The sequence below is a fragment of the Methanolobus vulcani genome (genome assembly GCF_900100715.1).
Lineage (GTDB): Archaea > Halobacteriota > Methanosarcinia > Methanosarcinales > Methanosarcinaceae > Methanolobus > Methanolobus vulcani.
Genome location: NZ_FNCA01000008.1, coordinates 48,041 through 66,917, shown reverse-complemented (window position 1 = coordinate 66,917; position 18,877 = coordinate 48,041). Strand labels below are relative to the sequence as shown.

Genomic DNA, 18,877 nt, shown 5'->3' with positions numbered 1-18,877 from the left:
TAAAGTAAAAAGTCACCTAAATTTTTAAACCTGACCGATTATTGCATTCTTCCATTGTTCAAAACGACCAATTGAACCATTATTTGCAGAACTAGAAGATGGAACCCTTAAAACCTTTACATCGGTTAGTTTTTTGTCATTTTTATTGTAGTTTTCTTCTGCTGCTTTTCCATTACAGATTATTTTCTTTACTTGGGTGAAATGAGAAAAATCATTATACTCTGGTTCTTTGATGTTTTTGTCCAAACTCCCTTCTATTTCACAAGATTCTATATCATCCCATAATCCAATTTTGTATTCCTGTAGAATATTGATTCTGTCATTATATTCTAAATTCAAAAAGTCGGTATTAAGCACATCACTCATTATATTCCAGAATTGATTTCGAGAATCATAATAATATTGATTCTCATCCCTTGATTTTTTACCGGGAAAAGTTCCGATAATCAATATTTCTGTATTGTCATAAATGATTGGATCTAAACCTTTGGTTCTTTGACTCATTATAAATATATTAACACTTCAAATATGATAAACTTTGTCAATTAAACAAGTATTCAATCCAATAAAAGTTTAAATTTTTGAAGAGTGGTATTTTTAGGTGTTACCTATATCCCTAAAAAGACATGCGAGGGGAGGGATTTGAACCCTCGAAATCCTTCGATACCGGATCTTAAGTCCGGCGCCTTTGACCAGCTGGGCAACCCTCGCAGTTAGAATAGTAGTGGAATGCCGGTCATGTGGTTTTGAACACCAGATAATAACAATTAAGTTACTTAAGTCTTATTATAGCTGGTATGGAAATCACGTTTCTTGGCACAGGTACCGGGATACCTCAGGATGGAAGAGTACAGTCCGGAGTTCTGCTGGATACAGAGAAAAATCTCCTGCTTTTTGATTGCGGCTGCGGGGTTCTTGGAAGAATTCATGAAAGCAGGCATGACCATAAAGCAATAGATGCTATAATAATCACACATCTGCACCTTGACCATGTAGGAGATATACTTGCTCTTCTCAAGGCAAACTGGCTCATAGGCAGGACAGAAATGCGTATATATGGGCCACAGGGCACAAAAGAGTGGTATGCAAAGACAATGGAAGTTTACGATTATCTAAAAGGCAGGTTCAGTGCGCAAATCACAGAACTCTCGCCAGATGAAGAATTTGTTCCTGAAGGAACTAATGGAAAATGCAACTGCTCCATTAGAACTGCAAAGACCGTACACACCGACAATTCCCTTGCCTATCATATCGAAAGCAACGGCAAAACCGTTGTATACACCGGCGACACCGAGCCCAGTGAAGAGATAATGGAACTGGCAGAGGGTGCAGACGTGCTTATACACGAATGCTCCTTCCCGCTGGGATTCCCCATGACAAACCACACCACACCTGACATGCTCACCCTCATGATGGAAGAATATCCGTTAACCGCAAAAAAGCTCTATCTCACGCATCTCTATCCACACATGCAGGGACGTTACAGGGAAGCAACAGACCACATAAAAAAGTACTACAAAGGCGAGGTCATAGTCGCAAAAGACCTCATGATAGTTCAACTTTGAACTTAACATAAAAGCAAAAAATTGACTTGTTTACAGATAGCATATATGAGAGATAAGCCGGGTATCCGGCTTATAGCTTATAGATCTTACAATCCTTACAAATTCTCCAGAGCTTCAAGGACAGCCTCACCAAACTCTTCCGCACTGGCTGGGTCTCTTCCGGTGACAACATTATCTACAACGATCACACTTTCATCCTCATAGATAGCTCCACCCTTTTCCAGTTCTTTAATCGATTCAGGATCCTTAAACACAGTAGCCTTTTTACTCTCAAGAACACCGGCCCTTGCAAGAACAACCGGAGAAACACAAATAGCAGCGACAACCTTCTCCTGCTCAAATGCATCTGCAACCAGTTCCCTGAGGTCCTTATCAGACCACAGATACTTCCTGGAACCCGGGCCGCCGGATATGACTATGGCATCAAACTCTGCAATGTTAACTTTATCAATTGCAACATCAGGCTTTACAGACCTGCCCAGGACACCGGATGCCTCATTGGTGGTTTTACTTGCAATGGTGATGGTTATACCTGCATCCTCAAAAACTTCTCTTGGCTCAAAGAACTCCTCATCCCTGAAACCTTCCTGCGCAACAACCATTAAAACTTTTTTACTATCAAGATCTGATCCTGGCATATTATCACTTTATTATCAACTTCTCCATATCATTTTTCAATTTTCGGCTCAATAATTCAAATCCATAAGGACCATTTATTTTTATACTGATAATTGGATATTTTTCATTTCAAATACTTATATCTGACGCATTTTACACGCAGTTACGAAAAGAAAGAACTATGATATAAAATAATTGCCAACCGCCTTTTAAATCAAAAATTCAAATTCAAAAATATGATTACTAAAAGTCAATGTTAGCCTAAAAAAAGACACAAAAAGAAAAATGAGTAAAAAAGATATCAGGAGTGAAAAAGCACTCCTTATTCAGTAATGTACTTTGAGACAATTTCCTGCATATCAGTTGCCATCTGAGCAAGTTCCTGAGAACTTCTGGTTATCTCCATCATAGTGGCATTCTGCTGTTCCACTGCTGCAGAGGTTTGTTCAGTACCTGAAGCAGATTCCTGGGAAATTGATGCAACCTCATCAACCGTTGCAGTAACCTCTTCAATAGAAGCAGACTGCTCTTGAGCGGCTGCAGCAATGCTTTCTGCCATCTGGGCGATTCTGTTACTTTCCTCAACGATCTTCTGCACGGCTTCAACTGTACCGGAAAGTGCTACAACTCCATCAGATACTGTTTTAGTACCATTGTCCATGGAAGCTACTGCCTCATGTGTACCATCCTTGATCTCAGTTAGCAGATCTGCAATTTGTGATGCTGCGGTTCCTGAGTTCTCGGCAAGTTTTCTTACCTCATCTGCAACAACAGCAAATCCACGACCATGTTCTCCTGCCCTGGCAGCTTCAATAGCAGCGTTAAGAGCAAGCAGGTTTGTCTGGTCTGCAATGCTTGTAATGATATCCACGATCTCTCCTATCTGGTTGGACTTTGATTCAAGCTCTTTTATGACAGTTGAAGAAGTGTTAGTAGCATTCTGTATCGCATCCATCTGGGCGAGCAGGTCTCTGGACTGCTGACCGACATTTGCAATGAAATCCCTTGCAGCATTTGCTGCCTCTGCTGCATTCTGAGCATTATTAGCAATATCCTGCACACCTATTGTCATATCATTCATAGTCCTTGAGATATCCTCAGCCCGTGAAGACTGCTCCTGTGATCCTCTTGCGATCTCATTAACAGTATCTGATATCTCAGTTGAAGCGGCTGTCATTTCCTCAATAGAAGCTGACATCTCTTCAGCTGTTGAAGCAACACTGTTTGCGCTCTTACTTACAACCCCTATGACTGCTGAAAGTGAGTTCAATATCTCATTAAGACCTGAAGGAATTGCTGTAAAGTCAATATCCACATCAGTTTCAGCCCTTGTATTGATTTTGCCTTCAAGAGCATCATCTGATATCTGCTTGAAATCTGCAACGATTTTCTGTATTCCACCTGAAATAGACCTGCTGATAATTATTGCAGCTCCCGCACCAAGTATAGCAAAAACAAGTACTGCTGCAACAATACCATCCCTGATAGCCCTTACAGGAGCCTCGAACTCATCGACATAGGTTCCTGTAACAATGATCCAGTCCTTGTCAGGATAATAAGCATAGCTCATTACCTTTTCACGGCCTTCCCACATGTAAGTGATCCTGCCATCCTTGTTGGCGATCATTTCTTTGATAAAATCATTTGTAATTAGATTATCGCCTTCTACGCTTGGGTGAATGATAACATTACCATTAGAATCTATCACATACATATATCCGGTTTGACCAACTACGATCCCAGACATCTGCTTTTTGATCTGAAGACGATATACTTCTTCAGGGATACCTATTGAAAGAATACCAATGGTATTTCCACTTGTATCCTTAATTGCTTTGTAATAGGCCAGATAATACTCACCAAGGACATTAGCGCGTCCTGTGTATATCTTGCCATTTGTTACGACTGCATTATATACTTCATCTGAGACTCTAGATCCAAGTGCACGACTGCCATCTGAATTTGTAGTCGTTGTTGATATTCTGGTTGCATATCCATCACGAACCTGGAATATAGATACTTCACTTCCTGTTTGTCTTTTGACGTTGTCGACGATTTCATTATTTCCATTAACAACGTAGTCCTCTCCAAGGATCATATTTCCATTTGATATCGACGGATTCCCATTTGAATAAAATACTTCATCTGCAACTCCGGCACTTGCAACCAGGTTTTCCTGGGCCACCGAAAAGACAGCATCAATATACTGTTCTTCCATGAGAACCTGCTCATCAAGTCTCTCATGCAACTGTTCCCGAATGGCACCGGCTGTTTGTTCGTATGAAAAAATACCTACTGCTGTAACCGGTAATATTGTGAGAATTAATGCAAATACAATGATTTTTTTACTTATTGTTATGTTTTTAAAATTGAAAGATTTATTTAAATTCAAAGATCCACATCCTTAAATTACATAGTGTGTATGTGAAGTGTATATTACCACCCCAATAGTGTATATGTTGCACACTATGCAGCTATTATAAATATGTAAATTATATAAATATAGTGGTTCTCAGATTTTACTTTTTTTTAAATATGAGCCAGATGTAAAAAGATATGAGAATGATATTTTGTGAAATCCCGTATATACAATAATAGTCAGTATAAAATCTGACAAAAAAGAAATGATAAGAAAATACCAATAAAATGAATAAACAAAACTGAAAAAAAATAAGAAGAGGGATGCAACCCTCATGTTCATTGTTTAAGTCTGGCAGACTTAAGGTTTAACCATTTTATTCAGTAACATATTTTCCAACAATCTCCTGCATATCAGTTGCCATCTGAGCAAGCAGTTGCGAACTCCTGGAGATTTCCTGTACCGTTGCGTTCTGTTGTTCCATTGCAGCAGATGTCTGCTGAGTACCTGCAGCAGCTTCCTGTGAGATAGATGCAACCTCATCGACCGTGGCAGTTACCTCTTCAATGGAAGCAGATTGCTCTTCTGCAGCAGCAGCAATACTTTCTGCCATTACAGCGATCCTGTTACTCTCTTCAACGATCTTCTGTACGGCTTCAACTGTACCGGAAAGTGCTACAACTCCATCTTCAACGGTCTTGGAACCTGCATCCATGGATGAGACAGCTTCATGTGTTCCATTCTTGATCTCCGTAAGCAACTCTGCTATCTGTGCTGCTGCGGTTCCTGAGTTCTCGGCAAGCTTTCTGACCTCGTCCGCAACAACAGCAAAACCACGTCCGTGCTCTCCGGCCCTTGCAGCCTCAATAGCAGCGTTTAGAGCCAGCAGATTTGTCTGGTCAGCAATATTTGTGATGATATCCACAATTTCTCCAATCTGGTTGGACTTTGATTCAAGCTCCTTTATTACGGAAGAGGAAGTGTTGGTTGCACCTTTAATGGCATCCATCTGAGTAAGCATTTCTTTAGACTGCATCCCGACATTAAAGATAAAGTCCCTTGCAGCATTTGCAGCTTCAGCTGCGTTCTGTGCACTGTTAGCAATATCCTGGACACTGATAGTCATGTCGTTCATGGTCTTTGCAACATCGTCAGCCCTGGAAGACTGCTCCTGTGATCCCCTTGCGATCTCACCGACTGTATCAGAGATCTCAGATGAAGCTGCAGTCATTTCCTCTATTGATGCAGACATTTCCTCTGCTGTAGAGGCGACACTATCAGCACTATTCCTGACAACACTAATAACACTGGTAAGCGAATTCAGTATTTCATTAAGACCCGCCGGGATCGCTACAAAGTCGATATCAACATCAGGTTCTGCACGCCTGTTGATCTTGCCTCCAAGTGCATCATCTGAGATCTGCTTGAAATCTGAAACGATCCTCTGGATTCCTTTTGAAATGGATCTTCCCATTAGGAATGCAGCAGCTGAACCCAAAATAGCAAATACAATGATTGCTGCAATAAGACCATTCCTGATAGTTCTTACAGGTGCTTCGAACTCATCTATATAAGTTCCTGAAGCAATGATCCAGTCCTTGGCAGGATAATAAGTATAACTGACTGTTTTTTCGCGACCCTGCCACATATAATTAAGTCTTCCTTTTTTGTTTGCCACCATTGTTTTGGCAAAATCATTTTGCAAAAGGTTGTCACCTTCTATACTTGGGTGAATGATAACGTTACCTTTGGAATCCATTACATACATGTATCCGGTTTGGCCGAAAACAATTGTGGACATCTGTTCTTTGATCTTCAAACGGTATATCTCTTCAGGGATTGCAACTGAAAGAATACCTATGACCTTTCCACTTGGATCTTTGATAGGATCATAATAGCTCAGATAGTACTGACCCAGCACATTTGCACGTCCACTATACGCCTTTCCACCACTTACCACTGTACTGTAAATGTCAGATCCAAGTGTGGTACCAATTGCCCTGTTTCCGTTGGAGTCCAGGGCAGTTGTTGATATTCTTGTAGCAGAACCATCCTTCACCTGGAATATTGTTACAATACCGCCTACTTGATTCTGAATTTTATCAACTAGAGCAGTATCCCCATTTACGACGTAGTCAGTACCAATGATCAAATTTCCATTTGATATGCTGGCCTCTCCGTGTGAATAGAAATCTTGCTGTGCTATATTTATATCCGCCAACATGCTTTCTTGAGCAACAGAGAACACGGCATCAATATATTGTTCTTCCATAGATACCTGTTCATCAAGTCTTTCATGCAACTGTTCTCTTATAGCAGTGGCTGTTTGTCCGTATGCAAATATACCAACTGCTGTCATTGGCAGTATGGTGAGGATCAAAGCAAAAGCAATGATCTTCTTATTAATAGTAATTTTTTTGAAGTTCAATCGATCGCATCCCTTTAACTCTATTTTATTTTCCTGTCAGTAATATAGTATAATTATTCCCTCGACAAAATACTCATGTTACTCATTTGCACACAGTATTATATAAATATTGACTATATAAAAGTAATGTTGCTATATATTACACGGAAGGAGACTGCCGTCTTGCCAACAGTTACCCACTTTTACTAAGCCAACTCTCATAATAGAAAATGAAACTCGTGCTATAAATATATTATCTGAAAAATAAAATAAAATAAAATAAAATTTTGGTTTGGAATAATCGGTTCCCCTACAAAGTTCTCAATCTTCAAAACGGCCCAGGCGGATCTTAATGAAATTGTATATCTCGTCGGCAATATCAATATCACAACAACTTTCAATACCTTTAAAACCCGGAGATGAGTTTGCTTCGCAAACCCTGAAATGCTTTCCATCAAAAAGAAGATCGATACCTGCTATATCAAGACCGAACAATCTTGCAGTCTCTGTTGCAAGCCATTTTACTTCAGGGGTCATTGCAAATCTGGAAACCTGTCCTCCCCGTGAAAAATTGGCCTTGAAATTATTGTCACTTGAAGTCCTTTCAATACAGGCTATTGGCCTTCCACCTACAACAAAGACCCTGAGATCCTTTCCATGACTGCTTTTGATGAATTCCTGAAGGATTATGTTCAGTTTGGGATTGGTCACGTGTATAAGTCCCATCAGATCATTGAACTGTGATTTGTTATCACAAAGAAAGATTCCTTTTCCCATGGAGCCGGAAAGTGTTTTCACCACAAGAGGAAAACTCAGGTACTTTTCTACAAGTGCATCATCAATTGGATATTTACCCAGCATTGTGCGCGGTACAGGAATATTGTGACCTGCAAGTATCTGCTGTGAATAAAGTTTATCCTTCACAGTATCGATAGACTGTGCAGAATTTACAATATAAACACCAAGTTTTTCCAGATGCCTTATAACTGCCATCCCAAAATAAGAAGTACCTGCACCCATTCGCGGCAAGAGAAAATCCGGCAGAGGTACCACTTCACCATTAAGCAATATACTTTTACGGTCTTCCCGTGTTACCAGAAGATCGAACTGGTCAGGTGAAACAACCTCGATGTAGATGCCTTTTTTTTCGGCAGTCTCTATAAGACGATGAATTTCATAAGCTTCCGGGCTCAGAGAATTCTGAGCAGTTTTGTACAGTATCCATCCTTTCAATCGATAAAACCTCTCTAAAGGCTCCATATAATATGCGATTATAAAATAAAAATTGTATGTCGATCAGACATTGAAATTAGAATAGACCTATCGGAAAAAGATGTAATTAAAAAAGAACAGAAAAGGAATATTTATAGTATTTTACTTTTCTTCATAATATTCATCCCTGGCAGATACAAAGGCTTTAATGTTCTCAACAGGTGTGCGCGGGGCTATACCACAACCTGGGGCAAGTATTCCTGCTCCATCATCAATGCATTGTTTTGCTTCCTTTTTTATCTGGTCTCTTGATCTAGACAAAAGAGTAGCAGCAGGTGATACATTACCAATTAAACAAGCTCGTTCTCCAACAACACTCTTTGCATAAGAAAGGTCAGTTCTTTCTTCAACACTGAGGCCTTCAAATCCTGATTCTGCCATGCTTTCAAGAATATCTGTGGCATCACCACAAATATGCAGAATACTGTGACCTTTCATTGCGGCGGTCAACAAATGATATTCAGGAAGTACAAGTTCAGTGAAGAGCGGTGGCGGAAGTATATCAGGTCCTGCCTCAGAATCAATAATAACCACTGCATCTACACCTTTTTCAAATAGCATATTGGAATATTCGATGCATACTTCAGTTCCCAGTTTCATGAGATGCTTTAAAAGTTCTGGTTCTGTGATACACCAGCGCAGGTAATTCTTTGCGCCTGAAAGATAAAATGCGATCGCAGCCGGACCTATCATTCCGGCAATTAGTGGAATGTCATCTGAGATAGTGTTTTTGATGATTTCTGCAGCCTGGAGCATGATCTTTATTCTTCTGCATTCAGCCAGATTGGAAGGAAGGGATAAGTTTTCTGCATCTTCTTTTGTCTTGCACGGGAAGTCAAGTTGATAGGGTTGCGTATCAATTGAACCTTCATCAAAAGTGCAACCAAGGGTTTCAGCTATCACCGTAGTGCAAAAAGGAAACCTTACAGCCTCAAGTCCGGCAATTTCATGACCGGCTATTGCAAGGCTTGCCATCATGCCAGGATCGTAGTGGGCCTGCGGCCATTTTGAACCTGTAAGTTCCATAAGTTCAACAACACCTGTTTGTGTAACAGAGCAAACAGGAACTTTGTCCACTTTTTTTCCCTCAAGGGAGCGAATAAACCGTTCTTTTGCATTATAACCGGACATATGAGACCTCTGATCGTTGCTTGTTACTTGTATATGAATGCAGAGCATAAGAAAGTAATTCCATGGGAAATCTGGAAATAAAACTGACCAAGCGATTTTAAATAAAAAATATAATATCAATCAAAAAAAATAACAAAGAATATTTAAACTTTTGAGTACTTTCAAAAGTGAGGTAGTTATATATGACAGAACTAGTCCGAAAGATGATCCTAGCGATATCAATACTGGCAATGCTGCTGGTGTCCGGATGTGCAGACACAGTGCAAACGGCTGATCCGGTCAGCCCTGACAATGTCTTTGTCAGCACCAATCCTGTAGTTATTAAAGAATTCCAGGAACAGGACATATCGCTTACAGTAACGAACAATGATACCCAGGCTATTGAATCTGTGACTGTTTCAGGTTTTATACCATTTACAGTTACAGGGACAGGATCCGTGAACATAGCAGGTAAAGAAACAACTGCACAATCATCAGTCCTTAATGCAAAGATCACTGCACCTGCATTTAACACAGATGTCAATGATTCTGCTGTAACAATCAGTTACCTCTCAGGAATGGATGAGGAAAGCAAGCAGATCACAAAGACAAAGTCAGTACCTGTTGATGTGACAATAATGCCTGATGTACAGCTTCAGTTCCTTGGATTTGTTGAGAACATGGATTCACTGCGTACAACAACATCTGAAACCTGGGAACTTAAGAAAGGGGAAAATGCAACTATATCATTCTCCGTGAAGAACCATGGTCAGAGCACAATACCTGCAGGTCTCCTTACAGTTGTATTTGATGTGGACAATGAACTTATTGCTGATGATGCTTCAATGGATATTAATGAATCTATGGCCAGAAGTGGGACATCATATACCAAAGGTATCCAGATACCAGTGAAGAGCGATGCTCCAAACGGGGAGACCGATATCTATGTTAAACTTATGTACGGCGATAATGTCGTAGATGAGCAGACACTGATACTGACAGTTAAGCTGTAGGCGATAACATGAAAGTTATGAACCTTCTGTTTTTCTTTTTCATTTTTGCTTTTTGTGTCTCCAGCGGATGCATTAATCAGAATATGATCGAAGAGACACCACACCCAACTATCACCAATGTGGATGTAATGTCGACACCGGACGGCGAAGAGTTCGAACTTAAAGTAACAGCTTATATAATGAACCCATTGAACACAGACACTGGTTCACTTTCCCTTAAAGTGAAATCAAAGGACCCTTCTACGAATTTGATAACTTCTGAACATGAAGAAAGTGTTGGCTATTTGAAGGCTCAGGAGCAATCTTACAAGACAATATCCTTTAACGTTCCAAAAAGCGGAGAACAACTTGTAGTTATCGAGCTTTTTGAAGATGGGAGTCTTTTAGATGAATCTACAACCCATGTGCGTCTGGCAAGTGCAGTAACCGAAGAAGTTCCAAATGTAATACTTACTGACCTTATGATTGAAACCATACAGGCAACGAACTATGGAGAAGATATTATATTTGAAGCTTCACCGGGTCTTTACAATCAGGGAAATGAAGCTAATAAGATAACTGTGGTTGTCACTGCAATTGTTGATGATTACACAAGATACACCGGCAGTGCAATTGCCTCTAATCTTGAAAATAATCAGAAAACAAGAGCTACTGTGAGAATGACAGTTCCTGCAGATGGATCTTACAGTTTCAGTGTTGATGTTATTGTCGATGGAAAAGTGACTTCCAGCGCAGCAACCACATCGTCAATCAAACTACATGATCTTAAACTGGAAACACCCACTACATATGCCCTGGTAGCATCGTCCTCTCCTGTGGAAGAAATGCCTACGACAGAAGCAACAGAAGAAGTAGCAACAGACTCTTCATCCGGGCAACCAAGTCCGGGATTTGAAACACCTGTGTTCATTATTGCAATGCTGTGTGCAATGGGAATTCTGAAACGTTGGAAAAAAGATCGCTGAACACAAAGGTCAGCTTTCTTTTCTTTTTATTTTTCCCTATAGCTCTTTATTCTGCTGTTTTTAATTTCCGGCTATACCGCCAGAACATCTATTCCAAATATTTCCATCATACGCGATAGTCTGAAAAGTGGAAGTCCTACCACATTGAAAAAATCGCCTTCGATCCTTTCAACAAGTACAGCACCTTTTCCCTGAATTGCAAATGCACCTGCTTTGCCTTCGGTTTCTCCGGTATTGATATATTTCATGATGAAAGTATCTGACATTTTACGCATCAGTATATCTGTGATCTCATACTCTGTGACTTCTAAACCCGTAGCCACATCCATCACAGTGATACCTGAAATTGCCTGTATCTTTTTACCACTCAGCCTCTTAAGCATCCTTTCAGCATCTTCTGTATCATCTGGTTTGCCCAGAATGTCTCCATCACATACAACAACAGTGTCAGCAGAAATAATGATACCTTCGTTAAGTTTTCCTGCAACATCAATCGCTTTTTCCCTGGAATGATACATCACAAGATCCACCGGAGCCAGATCATCAAATGCTTTCTCATCATAGGAACTGACAATAATTTCAAAATCCCCACCAATAAGAGTGGAAAGCAGTTCGCTTCTTCTTGGAGACGCAGAGGCAAGTATAACTTTTTTCATAGTAGAGGGAAGCTGGCAGAGAATATCAGTTATCCGGTAGAAGCAAAAGAATAAAAAGATGGTAAGCAAAGTTACCATTTTTATAATTTATTCTTCAGGAACCATAGCATCTTCGATCCATTGGTCAGAAATGCTGCCTGGAACATGATAATGCTCATCGAACATTGGCATTTTGAGTGGATACCATAATTCCAGAAAACTCAGCATGTGATACTTCATGAATACAGAAAATGGCATCCTGATCATAGCCGATGCAAAGCTTAGAATCAGCAGTTCCACGATTACCACTGATATTAGCAGTGACCATAGTATAGTCCCGGGCAGTATCATATTTAGAATAAAGTATAATCCAAGGTCAATTGCTCCTAAGATCAATAGCAGAATGACTAGTATTATCAGACCTAGAATTCCGGCCATAATGGCAACGGCAATTCCCAGAATACCGCGTCCTATCCAATAAATTACTATTTGTTTCCAGTCAGCTTTGAATTGCCTGAACACACTTCCGATTGCAGAGAAAAAACCGGAACCCTGATACATGGAAACAGGAACTGCCATGGATATGAATGAACCTATAATTCCTAAAATAATGACAAGTACCAGAACAACAACAATGATCGCAAAGATCAGACCCACTATCCTTATTGCTCCTGAAGAGCCAGAGTCACCTGCAGATATCAGGAATATGAAAGGTAGCGACACTACAACTACTGTTAGAATAACCAGCAACACCAATATCAGGCGCAGGATATAAAGTGCAAGACCTTTACCCATGTACTTTTTGAAATATTCACGTACCCTGACATCATTGCTTACAAGTGATTCCACCAGCACGAATTCCATTGTGCTGCCTATATAACCTAAAATAATGGCTAATAAAAAAAGCAGCAGTAAAAATAAAGCAATTACAAGTAACAATGTCGTATCTGAATATGATGAGATATGATGAGACAAATTACTTATAAAATCTGTAAAACTATCCGGGATCCAGGACAGATCAGGATTTCCTCCTGATGTATCATATGACCCACCGTTTCCCCCACTATTGAAGCCCCCGGACCCGCCAATGAAGAATACTATTATCGCAAGTTTCAACCATTTTGTGATATCAAAAGGCTCAAAAAGACATGCACGTGTCCTTTCCACAGCCTTGTCAATTACATCTATTACATACCAGCTCATGTAAATAAATATAAAGTGTTTCCATAAATAGTTAATGATTTGAATCAATTAAGATAAGAATTTCTTGTATTCTTTTTCAAAGCACCAAGTATGGTGGCTTTGAGCATAAGGAAACCATCATCATCAGGATAGTAGCTTATCGCCCTGTCAAGTATCTCCAGGGATTTTTCCGGCATAGAAGAATGCAGACATGCATCTGCAAAAATGATAAGGACTTTTTTTGAAAACGGATCTATTGAAAGTGCCTCTTCCAGAATGTCAATTCCCTTTTCAGTTTCACCTTTTAAGCATAAAGCCAGTCCCTTCATAGAAAGGGCTTCTTCATCATCTGGTTTTTCTTCAAGGAGCATGTCCAGGCAGGATATGGCTTCCTCATAATTCCCATCAGCGATAAGTATGTCTGATTTTCGCATCAGGATGTTTTCATCTGCGGAAGAACTTCCCATGATAAAAAGATGGAAACTTATCAGTAATAAATCTTACAGTAGATAAAAGGAACATAAGGCAGGGTCGGAGTCTGCCTTATGAATTCATGGCAATGTTACCGAACAATTTCAGTTCAAGTTTATTCTCATTTGCACAGGATTTGAGAAGAGAGACACCTCTTTCCATAATTCTGGAGGCAGCGAATATATGTAAAAGAGGAACATCTCCTTTCTCATATCTATCTCCCATTTCTTTCATTCCCTCGATGAATCCAAGTTCTATTAGATCGACAGGGTCCATACCGGCATCTACTGCCTCCCTTACAGCAGATTCCGCTTCGTTGCTGTCAAAATTAAGAATGGATTCCCGTGCTTTTTGTAGTATTTTCCGGAACAATGGTTTTTCTGATTCCATATAGACAGTCCTTTTTAAATGATTTTATCCCTCGTCCAAAGGGAATTTATATGCATTTAAGTGAGATCTGTTGCCATGATATTTGGACCAGGTCCAATTTACTTGTGTTAAGACAACTAAAATTGATTACGACCCCATCCCATATAAATATCACGGTTTAGCATAATATATAATAGTATTATAGGTAAGATATCAAAAAATCTGTTATTTTTCATCGCTTTTTCACCACTTTTTCATCACTATATTTATCAGGGGTAACAGGCTATGAATCCATTAATGTCAGACAGGGAGATCATATCTACTTTCAAATATGTTTCACGTATGAAACAGGAATTCATGTTGTCAGAATTAAGGGATTATCTGAAAGAAGAGGCATCCCTCCAGCAAATACACCAGATACTCAGCCCTCTTCTTTTCGATATGGGTACTGATATCATTACTGAAAATGACGATTATCGTATTGTCCGTGCATCCCCCTCCAGGCAGATGACCCTCAGTGAGGAAGAAATAAAGAAGAATGAGAAATTCTTTGGATCTGCTGCTGTTTCCAGAAAGCTTGAACGTCTTATCGAACAGTACATCGAGAAAAAAACAAGTAAAAGCTGGGACGATCCACAGACACTTGATAAGATAAGAAAAGCCATACGCATGCAAAAAGCAAGTTACTGGAGCGAAGGCAGTTCCAGGAACATAAGCTATGAAAAAGGCTACAGTGTACTTGGCTATCTGGCATATCAGTTTCCAGTCTATTTTATACAATTCCAGTACCTGCTCTATGAAATGGCAAAGGACGGACTATTAAAGACCCGTATGAAAATACTTGATGTTGGAAGCGGACCTGGTACAATTCCATTAGCGCTTGTCGATATGTACAATCGCCTGGACGACCACAAGGCTGAGATATATTCAGTTGAACTTTTCGATGAGAATGTAGAGGCTTACAATTTCCTGGTACCACAATATGCAGCCATCAAATCCAATATCACAGTTAAAGAACCCATCAGGGCAGATGTATCAAAACTTGACATCAAAAAGCTGCCTGATAATATTGACCTCATGGTATTTTCCAATGTCCTTAACGAAATCAAAGACATGAGTCTGGAAGAGAAAGCCGGTCTTGTAAAAAGCATGGCTGAAAAACTCTCACAGGATGGAAATATAGTAATAATCGAACCTGCTGACAAGACTAATTCAACCGAACTTCGCAGGCTTACCATCATGCTGAAGAAAATGGGTGTCAGGATATATAGCCCCTGCACATTCCTATGGTCTGGAGAATGCAGCCTTGAAAATTGCTGGAGCTTTGGGCAGAAAAAGGACATCAAAACCACAAGACTTATGGAAACGCTTGCCCAGTGTGATGAACCATACCGTTACATCAATACTGACATTAAATACTCTTATGCAATACTTCGAAAAGATAAACTTGCAAAACACTTCATTGATATGTCTGCAAAATCAAAGTTTGCCCGCCTGTCACAAATTGAAAAACACAACAAAAAGCGTATCAATGTCATCTGTTCTGTTATGTCAGGAGACCTTGGGGATGAAAAGTATAAACTTTTCCGTGTATGTGACGGTACTTCAAAAAAGGCAGTATACACTGTTATCCCTTCCCATAACCTTTCAGAGGATAACGAAGTTCTCACAAAAGCGCCATATGGCAGTATCATCAAAATATTCAACGTTCTTGTCAAGTACAATGAAGCAAATGATTCATATAATCTGCTGGTAGGAAAAGGTACTATTATAGAATCACAATATGTTGACGAGAACGAAACAGACGATTACAACTGATCTAACTGATTTGCATGCATACTAATTATAATTCAATGAATTCAGTCTGCACGCCTCCTGAGGTACTGGCTCCCGCCGGTGATCCTGAAGCCTTAAGGGCTGCCATAAAAGGAGGAGCAGATGCCGTCTATCTTGGAGTAGGAGAGTTCAATGCACGCCAGGGTGCAAAGAACTTCGCAATAGAAGAACTGAGGGAGAATATCGAACTTGCACATTCCTATGGAGTTAAAGTTTTCCTGGCCCTTAATATTCCACTTAAACAATATGAGATGCGGGAAGCCATCAATGTTGTGCATAAAGCTTATTCTTACAAGATCGATGCAATAATCCTTGAGGATCTTGGTCTTTTCTTCCTGCTGAAAGAACATTTCCCTGACCTTCCATTACATGCAAGCACCCAGATGACCATTCACAACCCGCAGGGTGTTGACTTTATTGGTAATGCAGGGGCTTCACGAGTTATACTTTCAAGGGAACTGACAACCGAGCAGGTCAAAAGCATAATTGACAAAACAAACATTGAAATCGAACTCTTTGTTCACGGTGCACTTTGTTATTCATTTTCAGGAAGATGCCTTTTCAGTACTGCAATTACTGACAGAAGCGCAAATCGTGGAGCATGTTTCCAGCCATGCCGAAGACAATACAAGATGTCTGCAGATGGAAAGATAATTGACAGCAATATTGTAGGTGGCTACCCAATAAGCTGTGCTGAACTCTGTACTTTTCCCGGGCTTGCAGATATAATAAAGACCGGTGTAAAAAGTCTTAAAATAGAAGGCAGGATGAAAAAGCCTGAATACGTGACCGCCAGTGTAAGAACCTACAAGGCTGTTGCAGAGAAGGTGTGCAAAACCGGAGAGAACTTCACAGACGAAGAACTCGAGGAGATGGAAACCGAGCTTGCAAAGTTATTCTACCGGGGTTTTACGAGAGGCTTTGTGCTTGGTGAGGAAGATGTGACCCAGCGCAAGTATAGTGCAAACTACGGTGCTTATCTTGGAAAAGTTGCAAACATCGTCAAATCCGAGAAAGAGGGAAGACTCACCATTGTACCTGAACAGGACATCAAGGTCAATGATGGTATCAGCATCAACACAAAAATAAGGATAATTGGGTGCCGTATTGATGGAATTCTTGTTGATGATAAGCCTGTTGAGATTGCGCATAAAGGTGAAACTGCAACCCTGCTGATAAGTCCTAGAACAAGCAAATCAGTGAGGAAACATGATGAAGTATATGTATCCATGGACCCACAGATGCTTGAAAGATTGCAGAATATGGATTTGATGACAACACCCCTTACCATAACTATTCATGCGCACAAAGGGGAAAAACTGAAGATCAACGTCAAAAGCCGCAATCTCGAAACGGAAGCCATTGGGGATTATGTTGTAGAAGAAGCAAAGAAAGCTCCCACAAGCAGAGAACAAATCATCACGGCGCTTGGAAAACTTGGCGATACTACATTCCATGCAGAAGATATAATTCTGGATGTAGATGAAAACATATTCATTCCTCTGGGAGCACTTTCAGGCACTAGAAGAGAAGCAGTAGACAAATTGTATGAATCACGTTTTGATATGCAGGGACGCAACCGTCCTTGCCCTGATGTTTCCACAGGGTTTGACCGCAAGAAGAAAAGCAAAAAGAAAAACGAGCCGCTGCTGAGCGTTGAGGTTTCTGATGTCGACTCTGTAATAGTTGCATCAAAATCAGGAGCAGATATTGTTTATGCACCAATTTCTCTTTTCAGTGAAATGATGAACGAGGACAATATTCTCAGGACAATGGGACTGAAAGAAAAGAATGTTGAACTGGTTCTCATGACACCTGCAATCTCCTTTGAAGAGGAAATGCCTGAATTAAAACAACTCATGCAGCAGGTCACTGATTCCGGATTCAAACTTGCGTGTTCCAATTATGGAACAGTGCAGCTTGCAAATGAACTTGGAACCGGTTTTGTAGCGCAGAAAGAGTTCAACCCTTTCAATGCCTGGACAGCCAATGCATTTGGAAGTTCCGGGGCTTATCGTGTTACCCTTTCAACCGAGCTGAACCTTGAAGAAACCAAGGCTGTCTGCAGGAACACAAATCCTGACGTTCAGATAGAAGTTTTGGCCTATGGACGTGAACTTTTGCTTGTTACAAAGAACGACCTGCTCAAACCACTTCTTCAGGACGAAACAATAGATGAAAATAGTGAGGTCTTATTGATAGACAGCACCAAAGGTTCATTCCCTGTCATGAGAAAGGATGAACGTACACTGATCTATAATTCCACTGTCCTTAATATGCTGGAAAAACTGGATGAATTATCTGTAACCGGTGCGGATGTGCTGAGACTTGACCTCTCGCTTTATGACAGGGATGATGTAAAGGATATAACACGCAATTTCAGGAAAGCACTTGATGGTAAACAGATCAAACTGAAGAATAGCAGGGAAGAAGAATATGACGAAGGTCATTACTTCAAAGGTGTTCTTTAGATTATAGTACCAACATAAAAAGCATAAGGACATTATACTTCATGGAATAGTACTGATAGCACTATTTAAAAACGACAGGGTAATTACCATGGCAAGAGAACTTTCCCCCAGAGACATTGCAGTATTGAAAAAGGTAGCTCCGGAATGCGAAGGACTTGAATGTGCCGGTTCAAAGGCACCATACAGATCAATACTTCCTCCACTTTCAAACCACTATGCTAAAAACGAAGAGGATTTTAGGAGCAGAATATCAGCTCTTGATGCAGATGATCTTGAGTATCTCCTTTCACTTATCAAAACTGGTGAAGAGAGCCTCGGATGCGTACAGCCTCATTATATGACCGTCTTCCTTGATGTAATAGCTGAAAAGATGGGAAAAGAGAGAGCTCAGGAAGTTATGTCCATCTATTCAATGTGGAATGAATGCTGATTGAAGTTTCATAATTGCTCTCTTTTTACAATCCTACTTTTTTCTATATTTTGTTTTTTTTGTTTAAATGTAGCCTGTTTTCTGTAGTTCGTACTAAATAACAACATTATAAATAAATAAACTACAATACATAAATATATATATATAATGTGTAGTACAATTAAAAAGTTTAAT

16 protein-coding genes and 1 tRNA gene are annotated in these 18,877 nt (G+C 40.0%); 6 read left to right on the top strand and 11 right to left on the bottom strand.

The window, feature by feature from the left end:
* Positions 1 to 24 precede the first annotated feature (24 nt).
* Entirely contained in the window at positions 25 to 504 is a 480-nt protein-coding gene (locus tag BLP52_RS11300; RefSeq protein WP_091710595.1) for a DNA-deoxyinosine glycosylase, read from the bottom strand.
* A 123-nt stretch (positions 505 to 627) separates the two neighbouring features.
* Positions 628 to 711: transfer RNA gene (locus BLP52_RS11295), tRNA-Leu, on the bottom strand.
* Between the two features lie 86 nt (positions 712 to 797).
* On the opposite strand from BLP52_RS11295, the gene BLP52_RS11290 reads away from it, so the two are divergent.
* The gene (locus BLP52_RS11290; RefSeq protein ID WP_091710594.1) at positions 798 to 1,565 is read left to right on the top strand and encodes an MBL fold metallo-hydrolase; all 768 of its coding nucleotides are present in this window, start codon (positions 798 to 800) and stop codon (positions 1,563 to 1,565) included.
* 95 nt (positions 1,566 to 1,660) lie between these two features.
* On the opposite strand, the gene BLP52_RS11285 is transcribed toward BLP52_RS11290, so the two are convergent.
* The 5 genes from BLP52_RS11285 to mtaA form a co-directional block, all read right to left on the bottom strand.
* The gene (locus BLP52_RS11285) at positions 1,661 to 2,203 is read right to left on the bottom strand and encodes a DJ-1/PfpI/YhbO family deglycase/protease (RefSeq protein WP_091710593.1); all 543 of its coding nucleotides are present in this window, start codon (positions 2,201 to 2,203) and stop codon (positions 1,661 to 1,663) included.
* A gap of 302 nt (positions 2,204 to 2,505) precedes the next feature.
* Complete coding sequence (locus tag BLP52_RS11280; protein WP_091710592.1) at positions 2,506 to 4,575, bottom strand: methyl-accepting chemotaxis protein; 2,070 nt, start codon at positions 4,573 to 4,575, stop codon at positions 2,506 to 2,508.
* A gap of 343 nt (positions 4,576 to 4,918) precedes the next feature.
* Positions 4,919 to 6,970, bottom strand: coding sequence for a methyl-accepting chemotaxis protein (locus tag BLP52_RS11275; protein ID WP_091710591.1), 2,052 nt, complete (start codon positions 6,968 to 6,970; stop codon positions 4,919 to 4,921).
* 300 nt (positions 6,971 to 7,270) lie between these two features.
* A complete protein-coding gene (locus BLP52_RS11270) occupies positions 7,271 to 8,182 on the bottom strand; it encodes an ATP-grasp domain-containing protein (protein WP_091710590.1) in 912 nt (303 codons plus the stop codon).
* 141 nt (positions 8,183 to 8,323) lie between these two features.
* Positions 8,324 to 9,352 (bottom strand): methylcobamide:CoM methyltransferase MtaA, encoded by a 1,029-nt coding sequence (mtaA, locus tag BLP52_RS11265; protein ID WP_091710589.1) that lies wholly within the window; start codon positions 9,350 to 9,352, stop codon positions 8,324 to 8,326.
* Positions 9,353 to 9,534: 182 nt separating this feature from the next.
* Between mtaA and BLP52_RS11260 the strand changes: the two genes are divergently transcribed.
* Positions 9,535 to 10,344: a COG1361 family protein gene (locus tag BLP52_RS11260; RefSeq protein ID WP_091710588.1), complete on the top strand. Its 810-nt coding sequence runs from the start codon at positions 9,535 to 9,537 to the stop codon at positions 10,342 to 10,344.
* An 83-nt stretch (positions 10,345 to 10,427) separates the two neighbouring features.
* A complete protein-coding gene (locus tag BLP52_RS11255; protein ID WP_154717859.1) occupies positions 10,428 to 11,309 on the top strand; it encodes a DUF7490 domain-containing protein in 882 nt (293 codons plus the stop codon).
* A 71-nt stretch (positions 11,310 to 11,380) separates the two neighbouring features.
* On the opposite strand, the gene BLP52_RS11250 is transcribed toward BLP52_RS11255, so the two are convergent.
* From BLP52_RS11250 to BLP52_RS11235, 4 genes are all read right to left on the bottom strand, one after another.
* Positions 11,381 to 11,965: a Maf family nucleotide pyrophosphatase gene (locus BLP52_RS11250; protein ID WP_091710586.1), complete on the bottom strand. Its 585-nt coding sequence runs from the start codon at positions 11,963 to 11,965 to the stop codon at positions 11,381 to 11,383.
* Between the two features lie 87 nt (positions 11,966 to 12,052).
* Positions 12,053 to 13,147: a DUF7544 domain-containing protein gene (locus BLP52_RS11245; RefSeq protein ID WP_091710585.1), complete on the bottom strand. Its 1,095-nt coding sequence runs from the start codon at positions 13,145 to 13,147 to the stop codon at positions 12,053 to 12,055.
* A 44-nt stretch (positions 13,148 to 13,191) separates the two neighbouring features.
* Positions 13,192 to 13,593, bottom strand: coding sequence for a tetratricopeptide repeat protein (locus BLP52_RS11240; RefSeq protein WP_091710584.1), 402 nt, complete (start codon positions 13,591 to 13,593; stop codon positions 13,192 to 13,194).
* 76 nt (positions 13,594 to 13,669) lie between these two features.
* Positions 13,670 to 13,987: a cobalamin B12-binding domain-containing protein gene (locus BLP52_RS11235; RefSeq protein ID WP_091710583.1), complete on the bottom strand. Its 318-nt coding sequence runs from the start codon at positions 13,985 to 13,987 to the stop codon at positions 13,670 to 13,672.
* 264 nt (positions 13,988 to 14,251) lie between these two features.
* Between BLP52_RS11235 and BLP52_RS11230 the strand changes: the two genes are divergently transcribed.
* The 3 genes from BLP52_RS11230 (at position 14,252) to BLP52_RS11220 (ending at position 18,703) form a co-directional block, all read left to right on the top strand.
* On the top strand, positions 14,252 to 15,784 hold the full coding sequence (locus BLP52_RS11230) for a small ribosomal subunit Rsm22 family protein (RefSeq protein WP_238380813.1): 1,533 nt from the start codon (positions 14,252 to 14,254) through the stop codon (positions 15,782 to 15,784).
* Positions 15,785 to 15,819: 35 nt separating this feature from the next.
* Positions 15,820 to 18,273, top strand: coding sequence for a U32 family peptidase (locus tag BLP52_RS11225; RefSeq protein WP_238380812.1), 2,454 nt, complete (start codon positions 15,820 to 15,822; stop codon positions 18,271 to 18,273).
* A gap of 88 nt (positions 18,274 to 18,361) precedes the next feature.
* A complete protein-coding gene (locus tag BLP52_RS11220; RefSeq protein WP_091710581.1) occupies positions 18,362 to 18,703 on the top strand; it encodes a hypothetical protein in 342 nt (113 codons plus the stop codon).
* Positions 18,704 to 18,877 lie beyond the last annotated feature (174 nt).

Excerpts from the sequence above, each read along its gene's own strand:
- BLP52_RS11300 (WP_091710595.1), bottom strand. The coding sequence starts at position 504 with ATGAGTCAAAGAACCAAAGGTTTAGATCCAATCATTTATGACAATACA.
- BLP52_RS11245 (WP_091710585.1), bottom strand. The coding sequence starts at position 13,147 with ATGAGCTGGTATGTAATAGATGTAATTGACAAGGCTGTGGAAAGGACA.
- mtaA (WP_091710589.1), bottom strand. The coding sequence starts at position 9,352 with ATGTCCGGTTATAATGCAAAAGAACGGTTTATTCGCTCCCTTGAGGGA.
- BLP52_RS11290 (WP_091710594.1), top strand. The coding sequence starts at position 798 with ATGGAAATCACGTTTCTTGGCACAGGTACCGGGATACCTCAGGATGGA.
- BLP52_RS11240 (WP_091710584.1), bottom strand. The coding sequence starts at position 13,593 with ATGGGAAGTTCTTCCGCAGATGAAAACATCCTGATGCGAAAATCAGAC.
- BLP52_RS11255 (WP_154717859.1), top strand. The coding sequence starts at position 10,428 with ATGATCGAAGAGACACCACACCCAACTATCACCAATGTGGATGTAATG.
- BLP52_RS11230 (WP_238380813.1), top strand. The coding sequence starts at position 14,252 with ATGAATCCATTAATGTCAGACAGGGAGATCATATCTACTTTCAAATAT.
- BLP52_RS11235 (WP_091710583.1), bottom strand. The coding sequence starts at position 13,987 with ATGGAATCAGAAAAACCATTGTTCCGGAAAATACTACAAAAAGCACGG.
- BLP52_RS11260 (WP_091710588.1), top strand. The coding sequence starts at position 9,535 with ATGACAGAACTAGTCCGAAAGATGATCCTAGCGATATCAATACTGGCA.
- BLP52_RS11250 (WP_091710586.1), bottom strand. The coding sequence starts at position 11,965 with ATGAAAAAAGTTATACTTGCCTCTGCGTCTCCAAGAAGAAGCGAACTG.
- BLP52_RS11220 (WP_091710581.1), top strand. The coding sequence starts at position 18,362 with ATGGCAAGAGAACTTTCCCCCAGAGACATTGCAGTATTGAAAAAGGTA.
- BLP52_RS11285 (WP_091710593.1), bottom strand. The coding sequence starts at position 2,203 with ATGCCAGGATCAGATCTTGATAGTAAAAAAGTTTTAATGGTTGTTGCG.
- BLP52_RS11225 (WP_238380812.1), top strand. The coding sequence starts at position 15,820 with ATGAATTCAGTCTGCACGCCTCCTGAGGTACTGGCTCCCGCCGGTGAT.